Origin of the sequence: Pseudomonas sp. C1C7, from assembly GCF_013359595.1 — a bacterium.
Lineage (GTDB): Bacteria > Pseudomonadota > Gammaproteobacteria > Pseudomonadales > Pseudomonadaceae > Aquipseudomonas.
Genome location: NZ_JABFMP010000015.1, coordinates 120897 through 141265, shown reverse-complemented (window position 1 = coordinate 141265; position 20369 = coordinate 120897). Strand labels below are relative to the sequence as shown.

The window sequence follows — 20369 nt, the reverse complement described above, 5'->3', positions numbered from 1 at the left end:
CATCCATGCCGGGTTGCCCACTGCGCAGAACCTGCGCTCGGCCTTCCGACGGGGCACCTCAAAAGCGAGGCGGCCTACCGGCCGGCCTGGCCGCGGTTCCGTGTAGGAGCTGCCGAAGGCTGCGATCTTTGATTTTGCTTTTGAAGATCAAAAGATCGCAGCCTTCGGCAGCTCCTACAGGTGTTATGTGTCGATCACAAAAATGGCGAACGACACAAATCCTGTAGGAGCCGAGCTTGCTCGCGAATGCGGAGTGTCATTCAACAGTGATGTCGGCTGACATGGCCTCTTCGCGAGCGAACCCGCTCCCACAGGAATTTCACTGTCTGGCTATTCGCGATTCAGAAATTCGCGGGGCGATTCGCCCATCGATCGCTTGAACATTGCACTGAAGGCGCTCTGGCTGCTGTAGCCCAGGTCGTGGGCGATGTGGCCGATGGGGTGTCCCTTGTCGAGTCGGTCGATCGCCATGGCCAGGCGTACTTGCTGCACCCAATGGCGGAAATTCAGGCCGGTTTCGTTCTGGAACAGCCGGATCAGCGTGCGGGAACTGGCGCCGACCCTGTCGGCCCAGTAATCCACCGAGTTGGCTTGTTCCGGATGGTCGAGGATGGCCGTGCAGACGCTGACCAGCCGCCGATCCCGGGGCCAGGGAATCTGCAAAGGCAGGGTTCGTGCGAATTCGAGTTCGCTGAGAATCAGCGCCACGACGTGGGCATTGCGCCCCTCCTGCGGATATTCGATCGATTGATCCGCCAGGGTCAGGATCAACTCGCGCAGCAAGGGCGAGATCTCCACCACCTTGCAGCTGTCACCGAAACGCTGTGCAGCCTCGTGCTCGATATACACCGAGCGCATTTTCACCGGGCTCAGCATCAGCTGGTCATGGACCACATGCGGTGGAATCCACAATGCCCGTTTCGGCGGCAGGATCCACAACCCGCTCGGCGTCGCCACCCGCATCACACCGCTGGAGGCGTACAGCAACTGCCCGTGCCGGTGGGTATGTGGCGCGTTGTATTCGCCGGTTTGCTGATCGCGCACCAGCACCGTCATCAGGCGAGGCACGTCCTGGTAATCCAGATAGTCTTCGCTGCGCGCCACAGGTAGCTCGCGGTCGGCAACGGTTCGGTCTGCTCGCTTCACTGGCTCGGTTTTCCACAATCGAGGTGGGCGGTGGTAGGAAGGCAATCAAAACACGTCGAACGGACGAATGTCACTTTCGCGACAATACATGGCATATGCACTTTTTGGCTCAGGCTTAGCCTTGTTCTCGTTCTTTCTGACGAGGCCGTACCCATGGCACCCCTTCAATCTTCAGGCAACAAACACAGCATCGCCGCAGTGATCGGCCTGCTGGTGCTGTCCATTGCATTGCGCCCGACGATCATCTCGATCGGTCCCATCCTGTTGCTGATCCAGCAACACTTTCACTTGAGCTACACCCAGGCCGCACTGCTGACCTCCATTCCCGATGTCTGCATGGGCGTCTTTGCCCTCATGGTGCCGAACCTGGCGCGACGCTTCGGCATCGACCGCTGCGTGGTGCTCGCCCTGCTGTTGCTCGGCGCTGCCACCCTGCTGCGGGCGCTGTCGCCCAATGGGTTTTTCCTGCTGTGCAGCACCTTTCTGGCCAGCGTCGGCATTGCGATCGCCGGCGCCATGATCGGCGGCTGGATCAAGTCGCACTTTCCCCATCGGGCCTCGTTGTTCATGGGCATCTACGCCGCCGGCCTCAGTCTCGGCGCCACCCTCGCCGCGCTGGCGAGTGCGCCGATTGCCGAATTCACACAGAGCTGGCGATTCAGCGCCGGAGTCTGGAGTCTGCTGTGCCTGACCGCCGTGGCGAGCTGGATCTGGATGACCCGCACCTTCACCGCCCTGCCCGTCTCGCCTGCCGCACCATCACGCAGCCGCCCGTCCGCTGGCTTGCCGTGGCGCAACCCGCAAGCCTGGTGGGTGGCGCTGAACTTCGGTGCCGGTCAGTTCGTGGTCTATGCGTTGTTTGCCTGGCTGGCCCCGGCGTCACTGGAAACGGCTGTGTCGACGTGGCCGCCGGGCATTCTGCTGGCCCTCTTCACCGCGGTATTTGCCGTCGCCAGCGTCTGCGCCGGCATCCTTCCGGGCAAGGCGCATGATCGTCGGGGTCTGCTGGGTGGCTCGACATTGCTGGCGGCGCTGGGCATCGCCGGGATGGCCTTCTTCCCCACCGCGTTGCCGATTCTGTATGTCGTACTGGCGGCCATCGGCCTGGGCATGGGCTTTACCCTCGCCATGACCTTGCCACTGGATAACGCCGGCAACGCCGAACAGGCGGGCCTGTGGACCGTGTTCATGCTGTTCATCGGTTACCTGATCGCAGCACTCGGCCCACTGCTGTTCGGTGCCTTGCGTGACCACACCGGCCATTTCGGCCCGGCCTACACAATGCTGTTCGCGGTGACGGTGCTGATGCTGTGCCTCACCCCGCTGCTCAAGCCGGCTGTTGAACGCATACCCCAGATGTCAGTCACGTCCCTGTAGCAGCTGGCGCAGCCTGCTGCTACAGGGGTGCGAAGTACTTCTTAAAGGGACGCGGACTGTGTCGCGGCCTTTTCAATCAGCCGCGCCACCGGCTCAGGGTTGGAAACCATCACCACATGCGAGGCCCCATGGACGACTTCAACCGAACGGGCTTCGGCGCGCTGGGCCATGAAGGCCATCGCCTGGGGCGGAATGTTCTTGTCCTGATCGCCATAGATGAACCAGGACGCCACACGCTTCCAGGCCGGCTCGCCCGACGGCTCATTCAGCGCCGCTTCGGTGACCGGACGCTGGGTCGCCGCCATCAAGGCAGCCTGGGGTGCGGGCACGTCCGCGGCGAACTGGTCGTGGAACTTGTCCTGACGGATGTACAGGTCCTTGCCGCCATCGGCCAGCGAAACAGGGCTGGCCAGGGTTGGGCCGAGGGTGCTGCCGGGGAACTTTCCGGCCAGCCCCGCGACGGTTTCACCCGCCTCGGGCGCGAAGGCACTGACATAGACCAGCGCCTTCACCGTCGGATGGCCGTTGGCCGCTTCGCTGATGACGTTGCCGCCATAGGAATGACCGACCAGCACCACCGGCGTCTTGATGCTCGACAGCAAGGCAGACACCGCCGCGCCATCGCCCTTGACGCTGCGCAACGGGTTGGCGGCGGCCACGACGGTATAGCCATCCTTTTCGAGGATTTGCGCCACGCCGTTCCAGCTCGACGCATCGGCGAAGGCGCCGTGCACGAGGACGACCGTGGGCTTTTCAGCCTGGGCCAGGGCATTTGCAGCGACCATCAGGCCGACGGCGATCGCCAGTGCATTGATTACTTTTTTCATGGTGTATCCCTCTATGAGTGATTCAGGGCGCAAATCGCGTGAAGACAAAGTCATGGTTCTGCACGCGAGCCTGATGGCAGGCGAAGCAGGTCTGGTGCTGCGCTTCATCGGCGGGCTTGCCGTTGATGAATCGACCGAAGCCCCAGCCCCCGGTCGATGCGTACTTCTTCGAGTCCTTGACCATCACCTGAACGGTGGTCGCCGCTCCCGGGATGGACGCCGGCTCGAACTCCGGGGACTGCACATGTTTCCAGGCCAGCTTGACCAGCACCGTGCCGTCGGGAAACGGCAGCGTGGACGCCTGATAAGCCTTGATCGCCCGGTCGTTGCCCAACACCGCGCGCAGCTCGTCCAGAGGCGCGGCTTCCTGCGCCGGGGCAATCAGCTGCCAGGTGCGGTAGCCCTCGGGCAGCCGGACCCCGTAAATGGGCGAAACCGCGCCGCTATCGGCCAGCACGACGCTGCCAGCCGTCAATGCAGCCACTGCGATGGCGGTGCCGAACACCGCCAGACTGGTGAGTTTCATCATGGTTCTCCCTTGCGGCGCCGATCAGAGATGATCGGCATCCATCACGGCCTGGGCGAAGGCTTGCGGGGCCTCCTGCGGCAGGTTGTGGCCGATGCCGCCGTCGATCAGCCGATGCTGATACTTGCCGGTGAAGCGCTTGGCATAGGCTTCGGCGGGCGGATGGGGTGCGCCGTTGGCGTCGCCTTCCATGGTGATGGTCGGTACGCCGATGGACGGGAACTGCGCCAGCTTTTTCTCCAGCGCGTCGTATCGGGCCTCGCCCTTGATCAGGTTCAGGCGCCAGCGATAGTTGAAGATGGAGACGGCGACGTGATCGGGGTTCTGCAGGGCCGCGGCACTGCGGTCATAGGTCGCGTCGTCGAAATTCCACTGCGGCGAGGCCAGCTTCCAGATCAGCTTGGCGAAGTCGTGGGTGTTCTTTTCGTAGCCCAGGCGGCCACGCTCGGTGGCGAAGTAGAACTGATACCACCACTGCAATTCGGCGGCCGGTGGCAGCGGGGTCTTGCCGGCTTCCTGGCTGCCGATCAGGTAACCGCTGACCGCCACCAGCGCCTTGACCCGTTCCGGCCACAGGGCGGCGACGATGTCCGCGGTGCGGGCGCCCCAGTCATAGCCTGCGAACACCGCCTGCTTGATGTGCAGGGCGTCCATGAAGTCGATCACGTCCTGGGCCAGCGCGGCGGGCTGGCCGTTGCGCACGGTTTTGGCAGACAGGAATCGCGTATCGCCATAACCGCGGGCATAGGGGACCAGCACCCGATAGCCCTTCTCAGCCAAGGCCGGCGCGACATCGGCGTAGCTGTGGATATCGTAGGGCCAGCCATGCAGCAGAATCACCACCGGCCCGTCGGCGGGGCCGAGTTCGGCATAGGCGACGTCCAGCAACCCCGCCTTCACATGTTTCATCGGGCCGAGGGACGCATGACTGCCGGGGGTCAGGGTCGCGATGGTACTGGCGGGGACATCGCCGGCATTGGCCTGCGACGAGGCCATGCCCAGGGCCCCGATCTGCAGCAGGGCCGCGGTCAGGGCAGAACAGGCAAAGAAACGCAGGTGACGCGGTACGGCCGGGTGATTGAACAGTGTTTTCATCGTAGGTCTCCGTGCGACAGCCATCGACCGTCGCGTAGTGGATCGGTGATCAATGGCTTATGGGGCGCTCTGCCCGCTGGTTTTGTTCGCCGCCGCACGCAGCGGACGGAACGCGGCCCGCAGTTCTTCACTGAACAATTGAGGTTGTTCCCAGGACGCGAAATGGCCGCCCTTGCTGACCTCGTTGAAGTAGTACAGCGTCGGGTAGGCGTGCTGCGCCCAGCTTCTGGGGGCGCGGTAGATCTCGTGCGGGAACACGCTGATCGCCACCGGCACCTTGATGTCGGCGGTCTTCTGCGCCGTGGCGCTGAAGTTATTGTTGTTGTTCTCCCAGTAGAAACGGGAGGACGACGCGCCGGCGTTGGTCAGCCAGTACAGGCTGATGTCGTCGAGCATTTCATCGCGGCTGAGCACGCGCTCGGGGTGGCCGTCACTGTCGGTCCAGGCGGCGAACTTCTCGTACATCCACGCCGCCGTGCCGGCCGGAGAGTCGGCCAGCAGGTAGCCGATGGTCTGCGGTCGGGTGACCATCATCGCGCCATAGGCGGCGTTGCGGCCGAAGAAGGTGCTCAACGAATCAAAGGCCGTGCGCTCCGGATCAGTGAGCCCTGCGGGCGCCGGCTCACCACTGAAAATCGGCTTCACCAGCTCAGGCGGAACAGTGGCCGGCATGTTCAGGTGAATGCCCAGCAACCCTGGCGGGGCCAGGCGACCCAGCGCGTCGGAAATCACCGAGCCGTGGTCGCCGCCCTGGGACACGTAATGGCTGTAGCCCAGGCGCTTCATCAGCACATCCCAGGCCTTCGCCACGCGGTCCGGGCCCCAGCCGAGTTCGGTCGGCTTGCCGGAAAAGCCGTGGCCGGGAATCGACGGGATCACCAGGTCGAAAGAATCTTCCGCACGCCCGCCGTAAGCGGTCGGATCGGTCAGCGGGCCGATGGTCTTGAGGAATTCGAATTGCGATCCCGGCCAGCCGTGTGTGAGGATCAGCGGCATCGCGTTGGGGTTGCGCGAACGCACATGGATGAACTGAATGTCGACGCCATCGATCGTGGTAATGAACTCGGGCAAGGCATTGAGCCTGGCCTCGGCCTTGCGCCAGTCGTAATCGCTGCCCCAGTACTTCACCAGTTCCTGAACCCTGGCCAGTTGCACACCCTGGCTGGTGTCGTTGACGGTTTCCTTGTCGGGCCAGCGGGTGTTGGCGATGCGTTTGCGCAGGTCGGTCAGTTTCCCTTGATCGACGTGGATCCGGTACGGGCGAATGGCCTCCGATTGGGCCGACGCGGTGCTGGCGGACGGGTTGGCGGCGGCGCTGGCAGCCCATGCACCACTGGTGCCTGCAAGCAGCGCGAGACCGAGCACGCAATACCTGGCGCGGGACGCCAGATATCGGTGCCATGTGAAAGCGGGCGGAACGGCAAGCATGGTCAATCTCCCTGAGTAAGTGGCTGACAGGCGCAGCGCTGTTTGCCGGATCGCTCGGGGCCGCAGGGCCCTGTCGTTGCGTCAATCCGGCTCACGCGGGCTTGATGGAACCACCCCGGCATTTCGGGGACGATTGCACGTTGGTGTCGGTCGATACCTAAGTATCACTTGCCAGCCAATACCCTGGATGTTGTCGTCGACAACGGCGCACGACACCGAAAAAGACGCTTGGAAAGCTACGCGGTACAAGGACCGGAAATGAGTGTGAGCACGCTACAAGCGAGCATGAAAAACACGCCGATGGCGCCCGCCCAATGGGTGATCATCGGCCTGTGCATGCTCTTCAACGTGGTCGATGGCCTGGACGCCATGGTCATGGCCTTCACCGGCGCCGCAGTTTCGGCGCAATGGGGGTTGAACGGGGTGCAGCTCGGCATGCTGCTCAGCGCCAGCCTGCTCGGCATGGCCGGCGGTTCCATGTTTGCCGCGCCGGCAGCGGACCGTTACGGACGCCGGCCCTTGTTGCTGGCAGGCCTGTCACTGAGCGGCCTGTGCATGCTGCTGACGTTCTGGAGCCAGGGCCCGGGCTCGCTGATGCTGCTGCGCACCCTGACCGGCGTCGGCCTGGGCGTGGTACTGGTGGGGGCCAACGTGCTCACCCATGAATACGCCAGTGCGCATCGACGCGGCCTGGCCATCGCGCTGCAATCCCTGGCCTTCGCACTGGGCGTGAGCCTGGGAGGGATGCTGTCTCACCTGTTCAATGAAACCCTCGACTGGCGATACGTCTTTCTCGCCGGCGGCGTCATCACCTTCGCCGCGATGCTGGCGGGTGTTTTCTGGCTGCACGAATCGCAGGCATTTCTGGCGATGCGGCTTGAACGTCTCACCTCTGAGTCGGCCCCCGTACAGCCCCGGCGCCGACTGCAATACCGTCAGTTGTTTTCAACCGGACAGTGGCAGAAGACCCTTTCCCTGGCCCTGGCCTTCTTCCTGATCATGTTCTGCTTCTACTTCGTGATGAGCTGGACCCCGGCGCTGATGATCCGCAACGGGTTTTCGGCCACGCAAAGCGCTGCTGCCGGTGTGTTGCTGAGCGTGGGCGGGATGCTCGGCGCCCTGTTGATGGGCCTGGGGGCGCATCGTTTCGGATCGCGCCGGCTGCTGCTCGGGTTTCTGCTGGTCAATGCCGCCTTGATGACGGTCATGGTGCCGGCCATCGGCGTGTGGAGCCTGGCCATTGTCATCGGCTTCAGCACCGGGCTGCTGCTCAATGGAGCCGTCGCCGCCCTGTACACCCTGGCGCCCCAGGCATTCGTCACGTCCATCCGCACCAGTGGCGTGGGCCTGGTGCTGGGTTTGGGGCGCCTGGGTGCGATTCTTTCGCCAGCCGTCGCCGGCCTGCTGCTCGATGCCCGCTGGAGCGCGCAGGGCCTGTTTACCTTCTTCGCCGGCAGTCAGTTGCTGGCAGCGCTGCTGGTCTGGCGGGGTGGCAGATCGATCTGAGCCAGCGCCTGAAAACAAAAAAGGCCGTATCGAAATACGGCCTTTTTTTGTGTTGCGACTGCCAGCAGTTTTCAGAACACCAGCTTGTACCCGATCAGCACCAGCATTGTCGCCAGGCAAGGACGCAACAGCTCATCGGAGATACGCCCGGTGAGGTGGCTGCCCAGGTAAATCCCCGGCAACGAACCCACCAGCAGGTAACCCAGTACATGCCAGTCCATGTTGCCCATGCTCGCGTGGCCCAGGCCTGCGACCAGGGTCAGGGGGACGGCGTGGGCGATTTCGGTGCCGACCAGACGGCGGGTTGGCAGCAGCGGATAGAGGATGAACAGGGCCACGGTGCCCAGGGCGCCGGCGCCGATGGAGGTCAGGGCGACCATGGTGCCGAGTACCAGGCCGGTGATGACGGTGAGGATGTTCAGGCGCGTGCCGCTGGGGTTGTAGTTGCCGCCGGCGCGTTTGTGGGCGAAGTCGAGCAGGCGTTTCTTGAACAGGATCGCCAGGGCGGTGGCGAACAATACGATACCCAGTGCCTGTTTGATGATGGCGTTCATCGCATCCGGCGCCGAGTGCAGGGTGCTCAGGAACCACAGGGTCAACAGCACCGCCGGGACACTGCCAGCGGTCAGCCAGCCGGTGATTTTCCAGTCGATGTTGTTGTTTTTTCGGTGGACGAGTACGCCACTGGACTTGGTGATGGCCGCGTACAAAAGATCGGTGCCGACCGCCGTGGCCGGGTTGATGCCGAATGCCAGCAGGATCGGGGTCATCAACGACCCGCCACCCACGCCGGTCATGCCGACGATGAAGCCGACAACCAGTCCGGCCACGACCAACCCGATGTTCAGTAAATCCATTGATACGTCCACAAAGATCGCAGGGGAAATCTGGCCCGCAGCATAGCGATTTTTCTTATAACCAGTTAGACCGATGCGATCTATCTTTATGCCTTGAGCACATCCCCTGTGAGCGGGCTTGCTCGCCAAAGCGGTGTTTGAGTGGACATATCCGTTTGCTGACCCACCGCCTTCGCGAGCAAGCCCGCTCCCACAAGGGATTGACGGTGTGCTTACTGGACAGGCAGGAAATTGAGGAACAGCAGGCTCTGCGCGTAATTGAGGCCGATCCGCCGGTAGCGCTCGTCGAGCATCTGGGTCAGCAGGTCGAGCCGGGCGACGATCTTGCCGAACTCCACGGCGAAGCTCAGGTTGCTGCCCTCCTCCGAGATTTCGTTGGAAAACAGCATCGGCTGACCATCCTTGTTCTGCCGCTGGCTGAGGATCCAGGTGGCGATTTCGATGTTGCGCGCGGCGTTGCTGACGAAGGTCGGGTTGATCGCGTCCGTCATGTAGAACTCCAGGCGGTTGCCGTGAGCGGTGACCAGCATGCTGCCGATGGCATAGATGAACGCCCCGACCCGGTCGCCGAGGAATTCCGGACTCATGGCGAAGCGCAGCGCCGCCAGGTCCTTCTTGCCACCCAGGGTCGGTAGCGGCTGCTGCTGTTCGATCGCCATGCGCACCTGCTTGCCGGCGGTGCGGGCATCGAGGAAGCCGGACTTTTTCAATTCGTCGGGATTGCGCAGGTAAAGCTTGTTCATCAACAGATAAAGGCTGTCGAGGTTGTCGCGCATGGCCAGGGTTGCCATGCGATCGACGCTTGTTTGCAGAAATTCCTGGGGTTTTCCGTCACGTATCTGGCTGAACAAGTCATTGCCGGGCTGGTGGCTGCAACCGCTCATGCACAGCAGCAACAGCCCGGCCAACAGGCGAACTGGGGTAAAAACACAGGGCAACACTCGAACCATAAGCAATAGGGCGGACACATTCCTGTGCGACGGGATTCGCCGCAGCGGCAATGGATAGAGCCGGTCAATTGGAAAAAGTGCAGTGTTGGCGGGGATCAATCGATCATCGGCTTACAGGGTTCCCTGTAGGAGCGGCCGAAGGCTGCGATCTTTTGATCTTGTTTTTGAAAAGCAAAATCAAAAGATCGCAGCCTTCGGCAGCTCCTACACTGTTGCCCAACGCAATGACCAGCAGAAGGAATCAACCATGCGCACCGAACAACTGGCCGGCACCCAGGTCTCTGTCATCGGCCAGGGCACCTGGCAGATGGGTGAGGACCGTTCCCGTCACAAGGAGGAAGTCGCCGCCCTGCGCCTGGGCATCGACCTGGGCATGACCTTGATCGACACCGCCGAGATGTACGCCGAAGGCGGAGCCGAGCAGGTGGTGGCCGATGCCATCGGCGGTCAGCGCGACAAGGTGTTCCTGGTCAGCAAGGTCTACCCGCACAACGCCAGCCGCAAGGGCATTCCCCAGGCCTGCGAGCGCAGCCTGAACCGGCTCAAGACCGATCACATCGACCTGTACTTGCTGCACTGGCGCGGCCAGTACCCGCTGGAAGAAACCGTCGAAGCCTTCGAGCGCCTGCGCCAGGACGGCAAGATCGGCCGCTGGGGCGTGTCCAATTTCGATGTCGATGACCTGCTCGAACTGGACAATCCGGCCTGCGCCACCAATCAGGTGCTCTACAACCTGGAGTCACGAGGGATAGAATTTGATCTGCTGCCCTGGTGCCAGCAGCGCAACATGCCCGTCATGGCCTACTGCCCGATCGGCCAGGGCGGACAGATGCTGGGCAACGCTACACTCAAACAGGTGGCCGACCGGCATGGCGCGACGCCTGCGCAGATCGCGCTGGCCTGGCTGCTGCGGCAAAAAGGCGTGATCGCCATCCCCAAGGCGACCCGCCCCGAGCATGTGCGACTCAACGCCCAGGCTTATTCACTGCAACTTCAAGCCGGGGATCTGGAGGCGCTGGACCAAGCGTTTCACGCGCCCAAACGCAAGCAGCGGTTGGCCATGGTCTGAACCAATCGCCCCTACACATGCGTGTCAGAGGGCTTCGCCATGAGAAGCACCGATCATCCGGACGCTTTCAATCTGCAACGCTTTGTCATGGCCCAGGACCCGGTGTTCGACCGGGTCCAGGCCGAACTGGACGCCGGCCACAAGCGCAGTCACTGGATGTGGTTCGTCTTTCCGCAATTCGCAGGGCTGGGTGGCAGCGACATGTCCCGCCGCTATGCGATCCGTTCTCTGGAAGAAGCCCAGGCCTACCTCGACCACCCGCTGCTGGGTCCCCGATTGCGCATCTGCACCCAGGAAGTGCTGAACGTCCAGCAGCGTTCGGTGGCGGAGATTTTCGGCCACCCGGACGACCTGAAGTTTCACTCCTCGATGACCCTGTTCTCCCAGGTCGCAGCTGAAGACAGCCCGTTCCATCAGGCCCTGAACCAGTACTTCCATGGCATCCCGGACGACTGGACCCTGTCGCTGCTGGACTCAAAACAGGCCCAGTTGCCCCCCAATCAACGTTGAGAAGTCATCGTCGACAAACGGCAGGATCGCGTCCGCCACCGGTTGCAGCTGCCGGGTGATGTAGTGGTCGTAGTCGATGGGCGCGCTGCGGATCTCCAGCGGTTCGGGGCCGGCGACGCTGATCACGTAGCTGATCCAGCCACCGTTCTGGTACTGCAGCGGCCGGCCCTGGCGGTCGTTGTATTCGTCGGCGATCCGCGCCGCTCGCACGTGGGGCGGGACGTTGCGCTGGTAGTCGTCGAGGGTGCGGCGCAGGCGCTTGCGGTAGATCAGGCGCTCGTCGAACTCGCCGGCCAGGGTCTTGCGCACGTACTCGCGCACGTAGTCCTGATACGGCTTGCGATGAAAAATCAGCGAATACAGCTCCTGCTGGAATTGCCGTGCCAGCAGTGACCAGTCGGTGCGCACGGTTTCCAGGCCCTTGTAGACCATCTCGTCGCTGCCGTCGGCCCGGGTGACCAGCCCCGCGTAACGTTTCTTGCTGCCCTCCTCCGCGCCGCGAATGGTCGGCATCAGAAAGCGCTTGTAGTGGGTTTCGTACTGCAGTTCCAGCGCGCTTTCCAGGCCATATTCCTGGCGCACATGCTCACGCCACCACTGGTTGACATGGTCCACCAGGGCCCGTCCGATCCGAGCCGCCTCCTGCTGGCCGTGGGCGCGGTGCAGCCAGACGAAGGTCGAGTCGGTGTCGCCGTAGATCACCGTGTGCCCCTGGTCCTCGATCAGCTTGCGGGTGCGCAGCATGATTTCGTGGCCGCGCAGGGTGATGGAAGAGGCCAGGCGCGTATCGAAGAAGCGGCAGCCGCTGGAACCGAGCACGCCGTAGAAGGCGTTCATGATGATCTTCAAGGCCTGGGACAGCGGCGCGTTGTGCTCGCGCTTGGCGACTTCCCGGCCTTCAGCGACCCGGGCGACGATGGAGGGCAGGCAATGTCGGGTGCGGGAAAACCGCGCACCGCGAAAGCCCGGCACCGAGTCCGCATCATCCGGATGCTCAAGTCCTTCGATCAGTCCTACCGGGTCAATGAGGAAGGTGCGGATGATCGACGGATAGAGGCTCTTGTAGTCGAACACCAGCACCGATTCGTACAGGCCCGGTTGCGAGTCCATGACAAAACCGCCGGGGCTGGCCTGCGGTGGTTTGTTGCCAAGGTTAGGGGCGACGAAGCCCTGGCGGTGCATCAGCGGCATGTACAGGTGGGTGAAAGCCGCCACCGAGCCGCCCATGCGGTCCACCGGCAAGCCGGTGACGCTGGCCCGTTCCAGCAGGAACTTGAGCAGTTCGGTTTTGGCGAAGATCCGCGTGACCAGCTCACAGTCCTTGAGGTTGTATTTGGCCAGCGCCGGTTTGTCCTCGGCGAACATGCGGTTGATCTCGTCCATGCGCTGGTAGGGGTTGTCGATGGACTTGCCCTCCCCCAGCAGGGTCTGCGCGACGTTTTCCAGGCTGAAGGACGGGAAACTCCAGGTCGCCGAGCGCAGGGCCTCGATGCCGTCGATGATCAGCCGGCCGGCGGCGGAGGCGAAGTAGTGGTTGCCGTTGCCGTGCTCGCGCCACTGCATTTCCTCGCCGCCGCGTCCCAGTTTCAGTGGCACGGCCAGGCGCCGGGCGTGTTCGTGCAGCACCCGCAGATCGAACTGCACGAGGTTCCAGCCGATGATCGCGTCGGGATCGAAGCGGGCGAACCAGTCGTTGAGTTTCTTCAGCAGCACGGTGCGCGACTCGCAATATTCGAGCTGGAAATCCACCTCACTGTCGTCGCCATTGGCCGGGCCGAGCATGTACACCTGACGCTCGCCGCAGCCTTCCAGGGCGATGGAATACAGGTCGGCCTGTTCGGTGGTCTCGATGTCCAGGGACACCAGTTTCAGGTCGGGCCGGTAATGGGGGTCGGGTTTGAGCTGGGCGTCGAGCAGCAGGTCGTCACTGCCGGCAGTGCCGCTGAACCGGACCGGCGCGGTGATGAAACGCTCCATCAGGTAGCGTTCCGGCGGGCGCACGTCGGCTTCGTACACCTCGACCTCGGCGCGGCGCAGGGTGGTTTCCAGGCGCATCAACTGGCCGTGCTGGCGGCAATAGAGCCCGAGCACCGGGCGATGTTCGAAGTCCTTGAGGGCCAGGGGTTTGAGCTCGACGTGCTTTTCGTCCTGCAACAAAGCCTCGGCCCGCTCGCGCTGGCTGGCCGGGATGAACGCCACCGATGGCTGGTGAGGCAGGCGCAGACGCCGGGGACCGCTGTCGGTCGCCAGCCAGAACTCGACCTCCGTCCCCGCCGGGGTATCGCGCCAATGCCGGGTCAGGACAAAGCCCTGGGGTAAATCCACTGCTGCAAACCTCGGTGTTTATTCAGGGGAGTGATTCTACGCGTCCAGCCCCTGAAAAGATCGCAGCCTTCGGCAGCTCCTACATAGGAATGCATACTCCTGTAGGAGCTGCCGAAGGCTGCGATCTTTTAGAAATCCCGCCGAATGACGTTTTTTGTGCGTTATCTGCCGCTTTCGCCCTTGCCCTCGGCGCCTGTGTCTACGATTCTTCAAGGACAACGACAACCCTCCCGGGAAACCGCCATGAAAACCGTCGCGCAACTGCTGAAGTTGAAAGACCAGAAAAACCAGACAGTGCACCAGATCGATCCCGATCATATGGTGCTCGAAGCGCTGATGAAGATGGCCGAGAAGAACGTCGGCGCCTTGCTGGTTGTGAAAGATGACAAGGTGATGGGCATCATCAGTGAGCGGGACTACGCGCGCAAACTGGTGCTGCACGGGCGCTCGTCGGTGGGCACGCCAGTGCGGGACATCATGGTCGCCGATGTGATCACCGTGGACACCCACCAGACCGTCGATACTTGCTTGAGCATCATGTCCGAAAGGCGCCTGCGGCACCTGCCGGTGGTGGAAAACGGCAAGTTGATCGGCCTGCTGTCCATTGGCGACCTGGTCAAGGAAGCGCTGGCTGAGCAGGCTGCGCTGATTCAGCAGTTGGAGCAGTACATTCGCGGAGAGTAAATCGCCCCCTGTGGGAGCGGGCTTGCTCGCTCCCACATTGGCCATGTGGTGTTCAAGAAGGCCAATGCCGATCGAAGACCGGCGCCAGCGTCGGATGCCGGTCGATGCGTTCCAGCCAGGCGAAAAACCCCGGCCGGGTCCGGCGCAGATGCTCCCGGCTCCCCGACCATCGCGACACCACCGCCGCCAGCACATCCAGCCCGCCCGGCGTGTCGTCATCCAGATACAGTTGCGCGGAAAACTCGTCGGCAAACACCTCCCAACTGCGGTGCAAGCGCGCGCGGCTGCCGGCGATCAGGTTTTGCCGCGAGGCTTCGTCCGCGTTCGCCAGCCAGCGTTCCGGGTAGTCGATGACGCCGATGGCGGCATAGGCATTGGTCACGATGTAGACCATGCCGCGGATGGCCTGGTCGCGGTCCACCGGGTTGTCCGGCAGCAGCCTCGATGCAGGAAACGTCAGCCCCAGGTGAATCAGGATCGCCGCGCTCTCGGTCAGGATGCTGCCGTCGGGCAGGCGCAGCGTCGGGATCTGCTTGAGCGGATTGAGCTGGCTCAGTTCCTGGGCTGCCTCGGTGGACGACTCGACATCGATGAAGCGAAAGGCGACCTTGCACAGCACCAGCGCCGCCTCGATCGCCGCCGCGCCGGAGTTTGGATAACCGTAGAGCTGATACATACACATCTCCTTGCGATGGCCCGCGCCAGCTTTCCCAGTGTAGAAGCCGCCACCGATAACGCCGGGGCCGTCCGACGATTGCCAGATTCCACTTCGATGAGGCAGGTCGCCTTATTTCTTGTCATTTCCCACGCGCCATACACCGCTGATACCGCTCATCAACCCGCTTGGCAAACCACGCCGTGGTGAGTTTGCGGGTGATTTTCGGGCTTTGCAGGACGATGCCCGGCAGCACCGCGCGGGGCAGTGTGCGGCCTTCGGCCTTGTCGGCCAGGGCGAAGACCCGCTGGTAGAGGTCGCTGTCCTCGAACGCCAGGCTGTTGCCCTCTTCCAGTTCAGCCCTGATGGTCGTGTTGCGCATGTCCAGTTGCCGGCCGAGGGTGCGTACGGCTTTTTCCGTGGCGCCGGGCATGATCGAGCCGTAATTCACCAGATCGCCGTCCAGCGCCAGGGGTATCCCCGAAGCGCGGCTCACGGCGTTCTGGAACGCGGCATTGCGGCTGGCGTACCAGCCGGCGTTGAAATCAGCGAAGCGATACAGCGGCTGCGGGTAGCTCACCGGGTAGCCGAGCAAATGGGCGATGCCGAAATACATGCCGCCCCGGCGGGTGAAGACTTCGCGGCGAATCGAGCCGTCCACCGGGTAGGGATAATCCTTGGCCTGCTTTTCGGCAAAATCGATGCTGACCTGCATCGGCCCTCCGGTGTGCACCGGGTTGAAGCCGCCGAACAGGGTCTGGCCCATGGGCACCATGCCGATGAAATCATCGAAAATCCCGCTCAGCTCCTTTTCGCTGCGCGCCGCGTTGAGCCGGTCGCTGTAGCTTTTGCCATTGGGCGAACGCACCTGCAGCGCGCCGCTGACCAACAGGCCCGGAATGTGCGCCTTGGCGGCACGGCGGTCGATCTCGTCGCGGGCGATCTTGCCCAGGCCCGGCACGCTCGGATCGGCCTGAAAGGTCGACTCCTGCTCGGTCACGGCCAGCACTGCACAAATGTTCTGGGTGGTCGGCGCGATATTCTGCGCGGTGAAGGCAACCTGGATATCCGTGGCCCAGCCCTGGCGATCCGTGGCCTTGGCGGGCAGCAGGCGCAGAATGTCCGCCTGGATCTGGGCGGGGCTGCGCACCACAGGTTCCTGGGTGCGCTGACTGCCGCAACCGGCCAGCACCAGCATCGCGGCGATGCTCAGGGTCAATCGATGGGCTTGCATGGGGCTCCTTGTCGTTCGATGCGCCGAATCAAGCCTGAGGCTGATGGCATGACACTGGCTATGACCGTGGCGCGGACCCGCTGTTCCTCACCTCGCTCCCACAGAAGACTCTGCCCGCGCCATCGTTCACGTCCATCCGATTAGAAGAGCGGCGGCGGTGTCATGACAAATTGCTTGCATTGCATTTGAGAAATACTACTATTCGTGCCTGGATTCTGATTTGCGCAAGGAGACGTAGCGCCGCCACCACTCATTCTCGACGGCACGCCGCCCCAGGAACGGACCATGACTGCTCCAGCCCGCCCCAGCTTTTCCTTCCAGCCCACCCTGCTCGCCCTGTTCTGCTCCTTGTCTGTCACCGTCCACGCCGCCGATCCCGCGCCTGGCGACGCAAAGCCGTTGATGCTGGGCGACGTCAACGTCAACGCCGAAGCGCCGGTCCCGCCGGATCTGCCACCGGTCTACGCCGGGGGCCAGGTCGCGCGCGGCGGGCAACTGGGGATTCTGGGCAACCAGGACATCATGGACGTGCCGTTCAGCGTGACCTCCTACACCGAAGAACTGATTCGCGATCAGCAGGCCGAAAACGTCGGCGATGTGCTGCTCAATGATTCTTCTGTACGGCAGGCTTCCGGCTTTTCCAACCAGGCCCAGACCTTCATGATTCGCGGCCTGCCGCTCAACGGCGACGATATTTCCTTCAACGGCCTGTATGGCATCCTGCCGCGGCAGATCATTTCCACCGACGCCCTGGAACGGGTCGAAGTGTTCAAGGGCCCGAACGCCTTCATCAACGGCGTGACCCCGAGCGGCTCCGGCATTGGCGGCGGCGTCAATGTGCAACCCAAGCGTGCGGCGGACGCCCCGTTGCGCCGCTTCACCACCGATATCAGCGATGAAGGCCGCATCGGCGAGCATCTGGACATCGGCCAGCGCTTCGGCGAAGACAACCGCTTCGGCGCGCGGGTCAACCTGTCCCAGCGCGAAGGCGACACCGGGATCGACGATGAAAACCAGCGCTCCAAGCTGTTCGCCATCGGCCTGGATTACCGTGGCGATGCCCTGCGCATCTCCGGCGACTTCATCTACTCCAAGGAACGCATCAACGGCGGCCGCAGTTCGGTGAACCTGGGCAACACCACACACATCCCGGATGCGCCGTCGGCCGACACCAACTACGCGCAAAAATGGGGCTTCAGCCAGATCGAGGACACCTTCGGCATGCTGCGCGCCGAGTACGACCTCAACGACAACTGGACCGCCTACGTCGCCGGTGGCGCCAAGCACACCCGGGAAGTCGGGCGCTATGACGGCACCACCCTGGTCGGCAACGATGGCAGCTCCACCACCTCCGGCTCGTTCATTCCCCACGACGAGGACAACACCAGCGCCATGGGCGGCCTGCGGGGCAAATTCGCCACCGGCCCGGTCAGCCATCAGCTGAACTTCGGCCTGGCCGGCGTGTGGACGCAACAGCGCAACGCCTTCGATTTCGACCTGACCCAGTACCCGAACAACATCTACCACCCGATCGATACGCCGGCGCCACAGCCGGGCTTCTCCGGCGGCGACCTGCATGATCCGGGTATTACCGCCAAGACCTTCGCCCGCAGCGGCGCGTTCTCCGACACCCTGGGTTTCATGGATGACCGTCTGTTGCTCACCGTCGGCCTGCGTCGCCAGCAGCTGGTGGTGCAGAACTACGCCTACGGTTCCGGCCCGCGCACCTCCAACTACGACAAGTCGATCACCACGCCGGTCTACGGCATCGTGTTCAAGCCGTGGGAACATGTGTCGTTCTACGCCAACCGCATCGAAGGGCTGGCTGAAGGGCCGATCGCCCCGACCACCGCCGGCTCGCGAGTGGTGGTCAACGGCAATCAGGCGTTCTCGCCGGCGCGCTCGAAACAGATCGAGGCCGGGGTCAAGGTCGACATGGGCAACTATGGCGCGACCCTCGGTGTCTACCGCATCGAGCAGCCGGCCGACGGCTACACCCAGGCCATCGACGCCACCACCGCGGTGTTCGTCCACGATGGCGAGCAGGTCAACAAGGGCGTCGAGCTCAACGTGTTCGGCGAGCCCATCGACGGCCTTCGCCTGCTCAGCGGCGTGACGGTGATGGACACTGAACTGAAGAAAACCCAGGACGGGCTCAACGACGGCAACCACGCCATCGGCGTGCCGACCTTCCAGTTCAACGCCAGCGTCGACTGGGACGTGCCAGGCATTCCGGGCGCGGCGCTGAACGGGCGCATGTTGCGCACCGGCGGCCAATACGCCGATGCCGCGAACAACCTCAGCCTGCCGACCTGGAACCGCTTCGACGCCGGCGCGCGGTATGCCTTCAAGGTTCAGGAGAAAGACGTAACCCTGCGCTTCTCGGTGGAGAACGTGGCCAACAAGGCCTACTGGGAATCGGCCCAGGGCGGTTTCCTGACCCAGGGCGAGCCGCGGACGGCGAAGTTGTCGGGGACGATCGACTTTTAATAGCCCGCTCCGACTGCCTGAACCGAAACTGCCCCTGTGGGATAAGGGGGCAGGCTCAATTGGATCCGTCCGGCGGCCCGTCTGGCTGGCCTGCGCGTCTGGACCATACTTGCTGCACACGGTATGGAGGACAGGTTCATGCACCGTAGCGACGTGTTGATCGTCGGCGCCGGCCCGACCGGGCTGGTGCTGGCGTTGTGGCTGAGCAAGCTGGGCATTCGCGTGCGGATCGTCGACAAGACCTCGACCCCCGGTACCACCTCCCGGGCGCTGGCCGTACAGGCGCGGACCCTGGAGCTGTATCGCCAGCTCGACCTCGCCGACGCCATCGTCGAACAGGGTCATCGAGTGGCAGCCGCCAATTTCTGGGTCAAGGGCGAGGCCGTGGCGCGCATGCCGCTGTCCCGCATCGGCGAGGGCCTGACGCCCTACGCATTCCTTCAAGTCTTCCCCCAGGACGCACACGAACGGCTGCTGATCGAGCGCCTGGAAACCTTCGGCATCACGGTGGAGCGCAATACCGAGCTGCTGGGGTTCGAGGAGATCGGCGACGGCATCACCGCGACCCTGCTGCTGCCCGACGGCCAACAGGAAACCTGCCAGGCCTGTTACCTGGCCGGGTGCGACGGCGCCCGCTCCATCGTGCGCAAAACCCTGGACACCGGGTTCCCGGGTGGTACTTACCAGCAGATCTTCTATGTCGCCGACGTGCGCACCAGTGGGCCCGTCGCCAACGGCGAACTGCACCTGGACCTCGACGAAGCGGATTTCCTCGCCGTATTCCCCATGGATGGCCAGGGTCGGGTACGTTTGATCGGCACGGTGCGCGACGAGCGGGCCGGGCAAACTGAAACACTGAAGTTCGAAGACGTCAGCGACCGGGCAATCAAAAACATGCAGGTGAAGATCGAGCAACTGAACTGGTTCTCGACCTACCGCGTACATCATCGGGTGGCGGATCACTTTCGCACCGGGCGCACTTTTCTATTGGGCGACGCCGCCCATGTCCACAGCCCCGCGGGCGGCCAGGGCATGAACACCGGGATTGGCGATGCGATCAACCTGGCCTGGAAACTCGCCGCCGTGTTGAGCGGCGGCGCCAAACCGGGTTTGCTCGCCAGCTACGAAACCGAGCGCATCGCCTTCGCTCGCAAACTGGTAGCCACCACCGACCGCGTCTTCACCTTCGCCACCGCGGAAGGGCGCATGGCGGATCTGCTGCGCACGCGCTTGGCGCCGTTGCTGATTCCGAAAATGGCATCGTTCGAAACCACGCGCGAATTCCTCTTTCGCACCGTGTCGCAGATCACCCTCAACTACCGAGGCATGCCCTTGAGTGCGGGCGTTGCCGGGCATGTACACGGTGGCGACCGCCTGCCCTGGGCGCACGATGGCGAGGGCGACAATTTCGAATCGCTGAAGTGTCCGACCTGGAAAGTGCACGTGTACGGCGACACCAGCGACGAGATGATCGCCTGGTGCAACGAGCATCATCTGCTGCTGCACGTATTCGACTGGCGTCCGGCGTTCGAGGCGGCGGGGCTGGGACGTAACGGGTTTTACCTGTTGCGGCCGGATACCTATGTGGCGATTGCCGATAACAGTTCCGATCCGAAGGTGATTGAGCGGTATTTCAACCAGCAAGGCATTCGGCCGTTTTTCGGCCGTCCCTGATGCCAGTCAGTCAAGA

At 63.2% G+C, this 20369-nt stretch carries 17 protein-coding genes; 7 read left to right on the top strand and 10 right to left on the bottom strand.

Annotated elements, in window-relative coordinates; all coding sequences use genetic code 11:
• Window positions 1–330: 330 nt before the first annotated feature.
• Complete coding sequence (locus HNO86_RS14905; protein WP_372242531.1) at window positions 331–1146, bottom strand: helix-turn-helix transcriptional regulator; 816 nt, start codon at window positions 1144–1146, stop codon at window positions 331–333.
• A 153-nt stretch (window positions 1147–1299) separates the two neighbouring features.
• Here HNO86_RS14905 and HNO86_RS14900 point away from each other — a divergent pair, with 153 nt between their 5' ends.
• The gene (locus HNO86_RS14900; RefSeq protein WP_175377704.1) at window positions 1300–2523 is read left to right on the top strand and encodes a CynX/NimT family MFS transporter; all 1224 of its coding nucleotides are present in this window, start codon (window positions 1300–1302) and stop codon (window positions 2521–2523) included.
• 41 nt (window positions 2524–2564) lie between these two features.
• On the opposite strand, the gene HNO86_RS14895 is transcribed toward HNO86_RS14900, so the two are convergent.
• The 4 genes from HNO86_RS14895 to HNO86_RS14880 are packed head-to-tail and all read right to left on the bottom strand — an operon-like array spanning window position 2565 to window position 6399.
• Complete coding sequence (locus tag HNO86_RS14895) at window positions 2565–3350, bottom strand: alpha/beta fold hydrolase (RefSeq protein WP_175377703.1); 786 nt, start codon at window positions 3348–3350, stop codon at window positions 2565–2567.
• Between the two features lie 22 nt (window positions 3351–3372).
• A complete protein-coding gene (locus HNO86_RS14890) occupies window positions 3373–3876 on the bottom strand; it encodes a cytochrome P460 family protein (protein ID WP_175377702.1) in 504 nt (167 codons plus the stop codon).
• 24 nt (window positions 3877–3900) lie between these two features.
• Window positions 3901–4971, bottom strand: coding sequence for an alpha/beta fold hydrolase (locus HNO86_RS14885; RefSeq protein ID WP_175377701.1), 1071 nt, complete (start codon window positions 4969–4971; stop codon window positions 3901–3903).
• A gap of 57 nt (window positions 4972–5028) precedes the next feature.
• Window positions 5029–6399: an epoxide hydrolase family protein gene (locus HNO86_RS14880; protein WP_175377700.1), complete on the bottom strand. Its 1371-nt coding sequence runs from the start codon at window positions 6397–6399 to the stop codon at window positions 5029–5031.
• Between the two features lie 258 nt (window positions 6400–6657).
• On the opposite strand from HNO86_RS14880, the gene HNO86_RS14875 reads away from it, so the two are divergent.
• On the top strand, window positions 6658–7905 hold the full coding sequence (locus HNO86_RS14875; RefSeq protein ID WP_175377699.1) for an MFS transporter: 1248 nt from the start codon (window positions 6658–6660) through the stop codon (window positions 7903–7905).
• Window positions 7906–7976: 71 nt separating this feature from the next.
• Here the strand turns inward: HNO86_RS14875 and HNO86_RS14870 are convergent, their stop codons facing one another.
• Both HNO86_RS14870 and HNO86_RS14865 read right to left on the bottom strand, forming a co-directional pair.
• Window positions 7977–8762 carry a sulfite exporter TauE/SafE family protein gene (locus HNO86_RS14870; protein ID WP_175377698.1) on the bottom strand — a complete coding sequence of 262 codons (786 nt, stop codon included), beginning with the start codon at window positions 8760–8762 and terminating at the stop codon, window positions 7977–7979.
• A 212-nt stretch (window positions 8763–8974) separates the two neighbouring features.
• Window positions 8975–9712, bottom strand: a complete 738-nt coding sequence (locus HNO86_RS14865; protein ID WP_175377706.1) for a hypothetical protein — start codon at window positions 9710–9712, stop codon at window positions 8975–8977.
• 247 nt (window positions 9713–9959) lie between these two features.
• Here HNO86_RS14865 and HNO86_RS14860 point away from each other — a divergent pair, with 247 nt between their 5' ends.
• Window positions 9960–10781, top strand: a complete 822-nt coding sequence (locus HNO86_RS14860; protein ID WP_175377697.1) for an aldo/keto reductase — start codon at window positions 9960–9962, stop codon at window positions 10779–10781.
• A gap of 39 nt (window positions 10782–10820) precedes the next feature.
• Window positions 10821–11291: a DUF1810 domain-containing protein gene (locus tag HNO86_RS14855; RefSeq protein WP_175377696.1), complete on the top strand. Its 471-nt coding sequence runs from the start codon at window positions 10821–10823 to the stop codon at window positions 11289–11291.
• Here HNO86_RS14855 and HNO86_RS14850 read toward each other — a convergent pair.
• Window positions 11256–13616 (bottom strand): DNA polymerase II, encoded by a 2361-nt coding sequence (locus tag HNO86_RS14850; RefSeq protein ID WP_175377695.1) that lies wholly within the window; start codon window positions 13614–13616, stop codon window positions 11256–11258. The two genes, HNO86_RS14855 and HNO86_RS14850, sit on opposite strands and share 36 nt — an antisense overlap.
• Before the next feature lie 243 nt (window positions 13617–13859).
• Here HNO86_RS14850 and HNO86_RS14845 point away from each other — a divergent pair, with 243 nt between their 5' ends.
• Window positions 13860–14300, top strand: coding sequence for a CBS domain-containing protein (locus HNO86_RS14845; protein ID WP_175377694.1), 441 nt, complete (start codon window positions 13860–13862; stop codon window positions 14298–14300).
• A 52-nt stretch (window positions 14301–14352) separates the two neighbouring features.
• Here HNO86_RS14845 and HNO86_RS14840 read toward each other — a convergent pair whose 3' ends face one another.
• Both HNO86_RS14840 and HNO86_RS14835 read right to left on the bottom strand, forming a co-directional pair.
• Window positions 14353–14976, bottom strand: coding sequence for a glutathione S-transferase family protein (locus HNO86_RS14840; protein WP_175377693.1), 624 nt, complete (start codon window positions 14974–14976; stop codon window positions 14353–14355).
• Between the two features lie 121 nt (window positions 14977–15097).
• On the bottom strand, window positions 15098–16189 hold the full coding sequence (locus HNO86_RS14835) for a DUF1615 domain-containing protein (RefSeq protein WP_175377692.1): 1092 nt from the start codon (window positions 16187–16189) through the stop codon (window positions 15098–15100).
• Between the two features lie 285 nt (window positions 16190–16474).
• On the opposite strand from HNO86_RS14835, the gene HNO86_RS14830 reads away from it, so the two are divergent.
• Both HNO86_RS14830 and HNO86_RS14825 read left to right on the top strand, forming a co-directional pair.
• Window positions 16475–18679, top strand: a complete 2205-nt coding sequence (locus HNO86_RS14830) for a TonB-dependent siderophore receptor (protein ID WP_175377691.1) — start codon at window positions 16475–16477, stop codon at window positions 18677–18679.
• A 138-nt stretch (window positions 18680–18817) separates the two neighbouring features.
• Window positions 18818–20353 carry an FAD-dependent oxidoreductase gene (locus HNO86_RS14825; RefSeq protein ID WP_175377690.1) on the top strand — a complete coding sequence of 512 codons (1536 nt, stop codon included), beginning with the start codon at window positions 18818–18820 and terminating at the stop codon, window positions 20351–20353.
• Window positions 20354–20369: the final 16 nt, after the last annotated feature.

Coding starts and splice junctions, on each gene's coding strand:
- HNO86_RS14855 (WP_175377696.1), top strand. CDS start 10,821: ATGAGAAGCACCGATCATCCGGACGCTTTCAATCTGCAACGCTTTGTC.
- HNO86_RS14825 (WP_175377690.1), top strand. CDS start 18,818: ATGCACCGTAGCGACGTGTTGATCGTCGGCGCCGGCCCGACCGGGCTG.
- HNO86_RS14875 (WP_175377699.1), top strand. CDS start 6,658: ATGAGTGTGAGCACGCTACAAGCGAGCATGAAAAACACGCCGATGGCG.
- HNO86_RS14885 (WP_175377701.1), bottom strand. CDS start 4,971: ATGAAAACACTGTTCAATCACCCGGCCGTACCGCGTCACCTGCGTTTC.
- HNO86_RS14835 (WP_175377692.1), bottom strand. CDS start 16,189: ATGCAAGCCCATCGATTGACCCTGAGCATCGCCGCGATGCTGGTGCTG.
- HNO86_RS14845 (WP_175377694.1), top strand. CDS start 13,860: ATGAAAACCGTCGCGCAACTGCTGAAGTTGAAAGACCAGAAAAACCAG.
- HNO86_RS14865 (WP_175377706.1), bottom strand. CDS start 9,712: ATGGTTCGAGTGTTGCCCTGTGTTTTTACCCCAGTTCGCCTGTTGGCC.
- HNO86_RS14860 (WP_175377697.1), top strand. CDS start 9,960: ATGCGCACCGAACAACTGGCCGGCACCCAGGTCTCTGTCATCGGCCAG.
- HNO86_RS14900 (WP_175377704.1), top strand. CDS start 1,300: ATGGCACCCCTTCAATCTTCAGGCAACAAACACAGCATCGCCGCAGTG.
- HNO86_RS14840 (WP_175377693.1), bottom strand. CDS start 14,976: ATGTATCAGCTCTACGGTTATCCAAACTCCGGCGCGGCGGCGATCGAG.
- HNO86_RS14890 (WP_175377702.1), bottom strand. CDS start 3,876: ATGAAACTCACCAGTCTGGCGGTGTTCGGCACCGCCATCGCAGTGGCT.
- HNO86_RS14830 (WP_175377691.1), top strand. CDS start 16,475: ATGACTGCTCCAGCCCGCCCCAGCTTTTCCTTCCAGCCCACCCTGCTC.
- HNO86_RS14895 (WP_175377703.1), bottom strand. CDS start 3,350: ATGAAAAAAGTAATCAATGCACTGGCGATCGCCGTCGGCCTGATGGTC.
- HNO86_RS14880 (WP_175377700.1), bottom strand. CDS start 6,399: ATGCTTGCCGTTCCGCCCGCTTTCACATGGCACCGATATCTGGCGTCC.
- HNO86_RS14870 (WP_175377698.1), bottom strand. CDS start 8,762: ATGGATTTACTGAACATCGGGTTGGTCGTGGCCGGACTGGTTGTCGGC.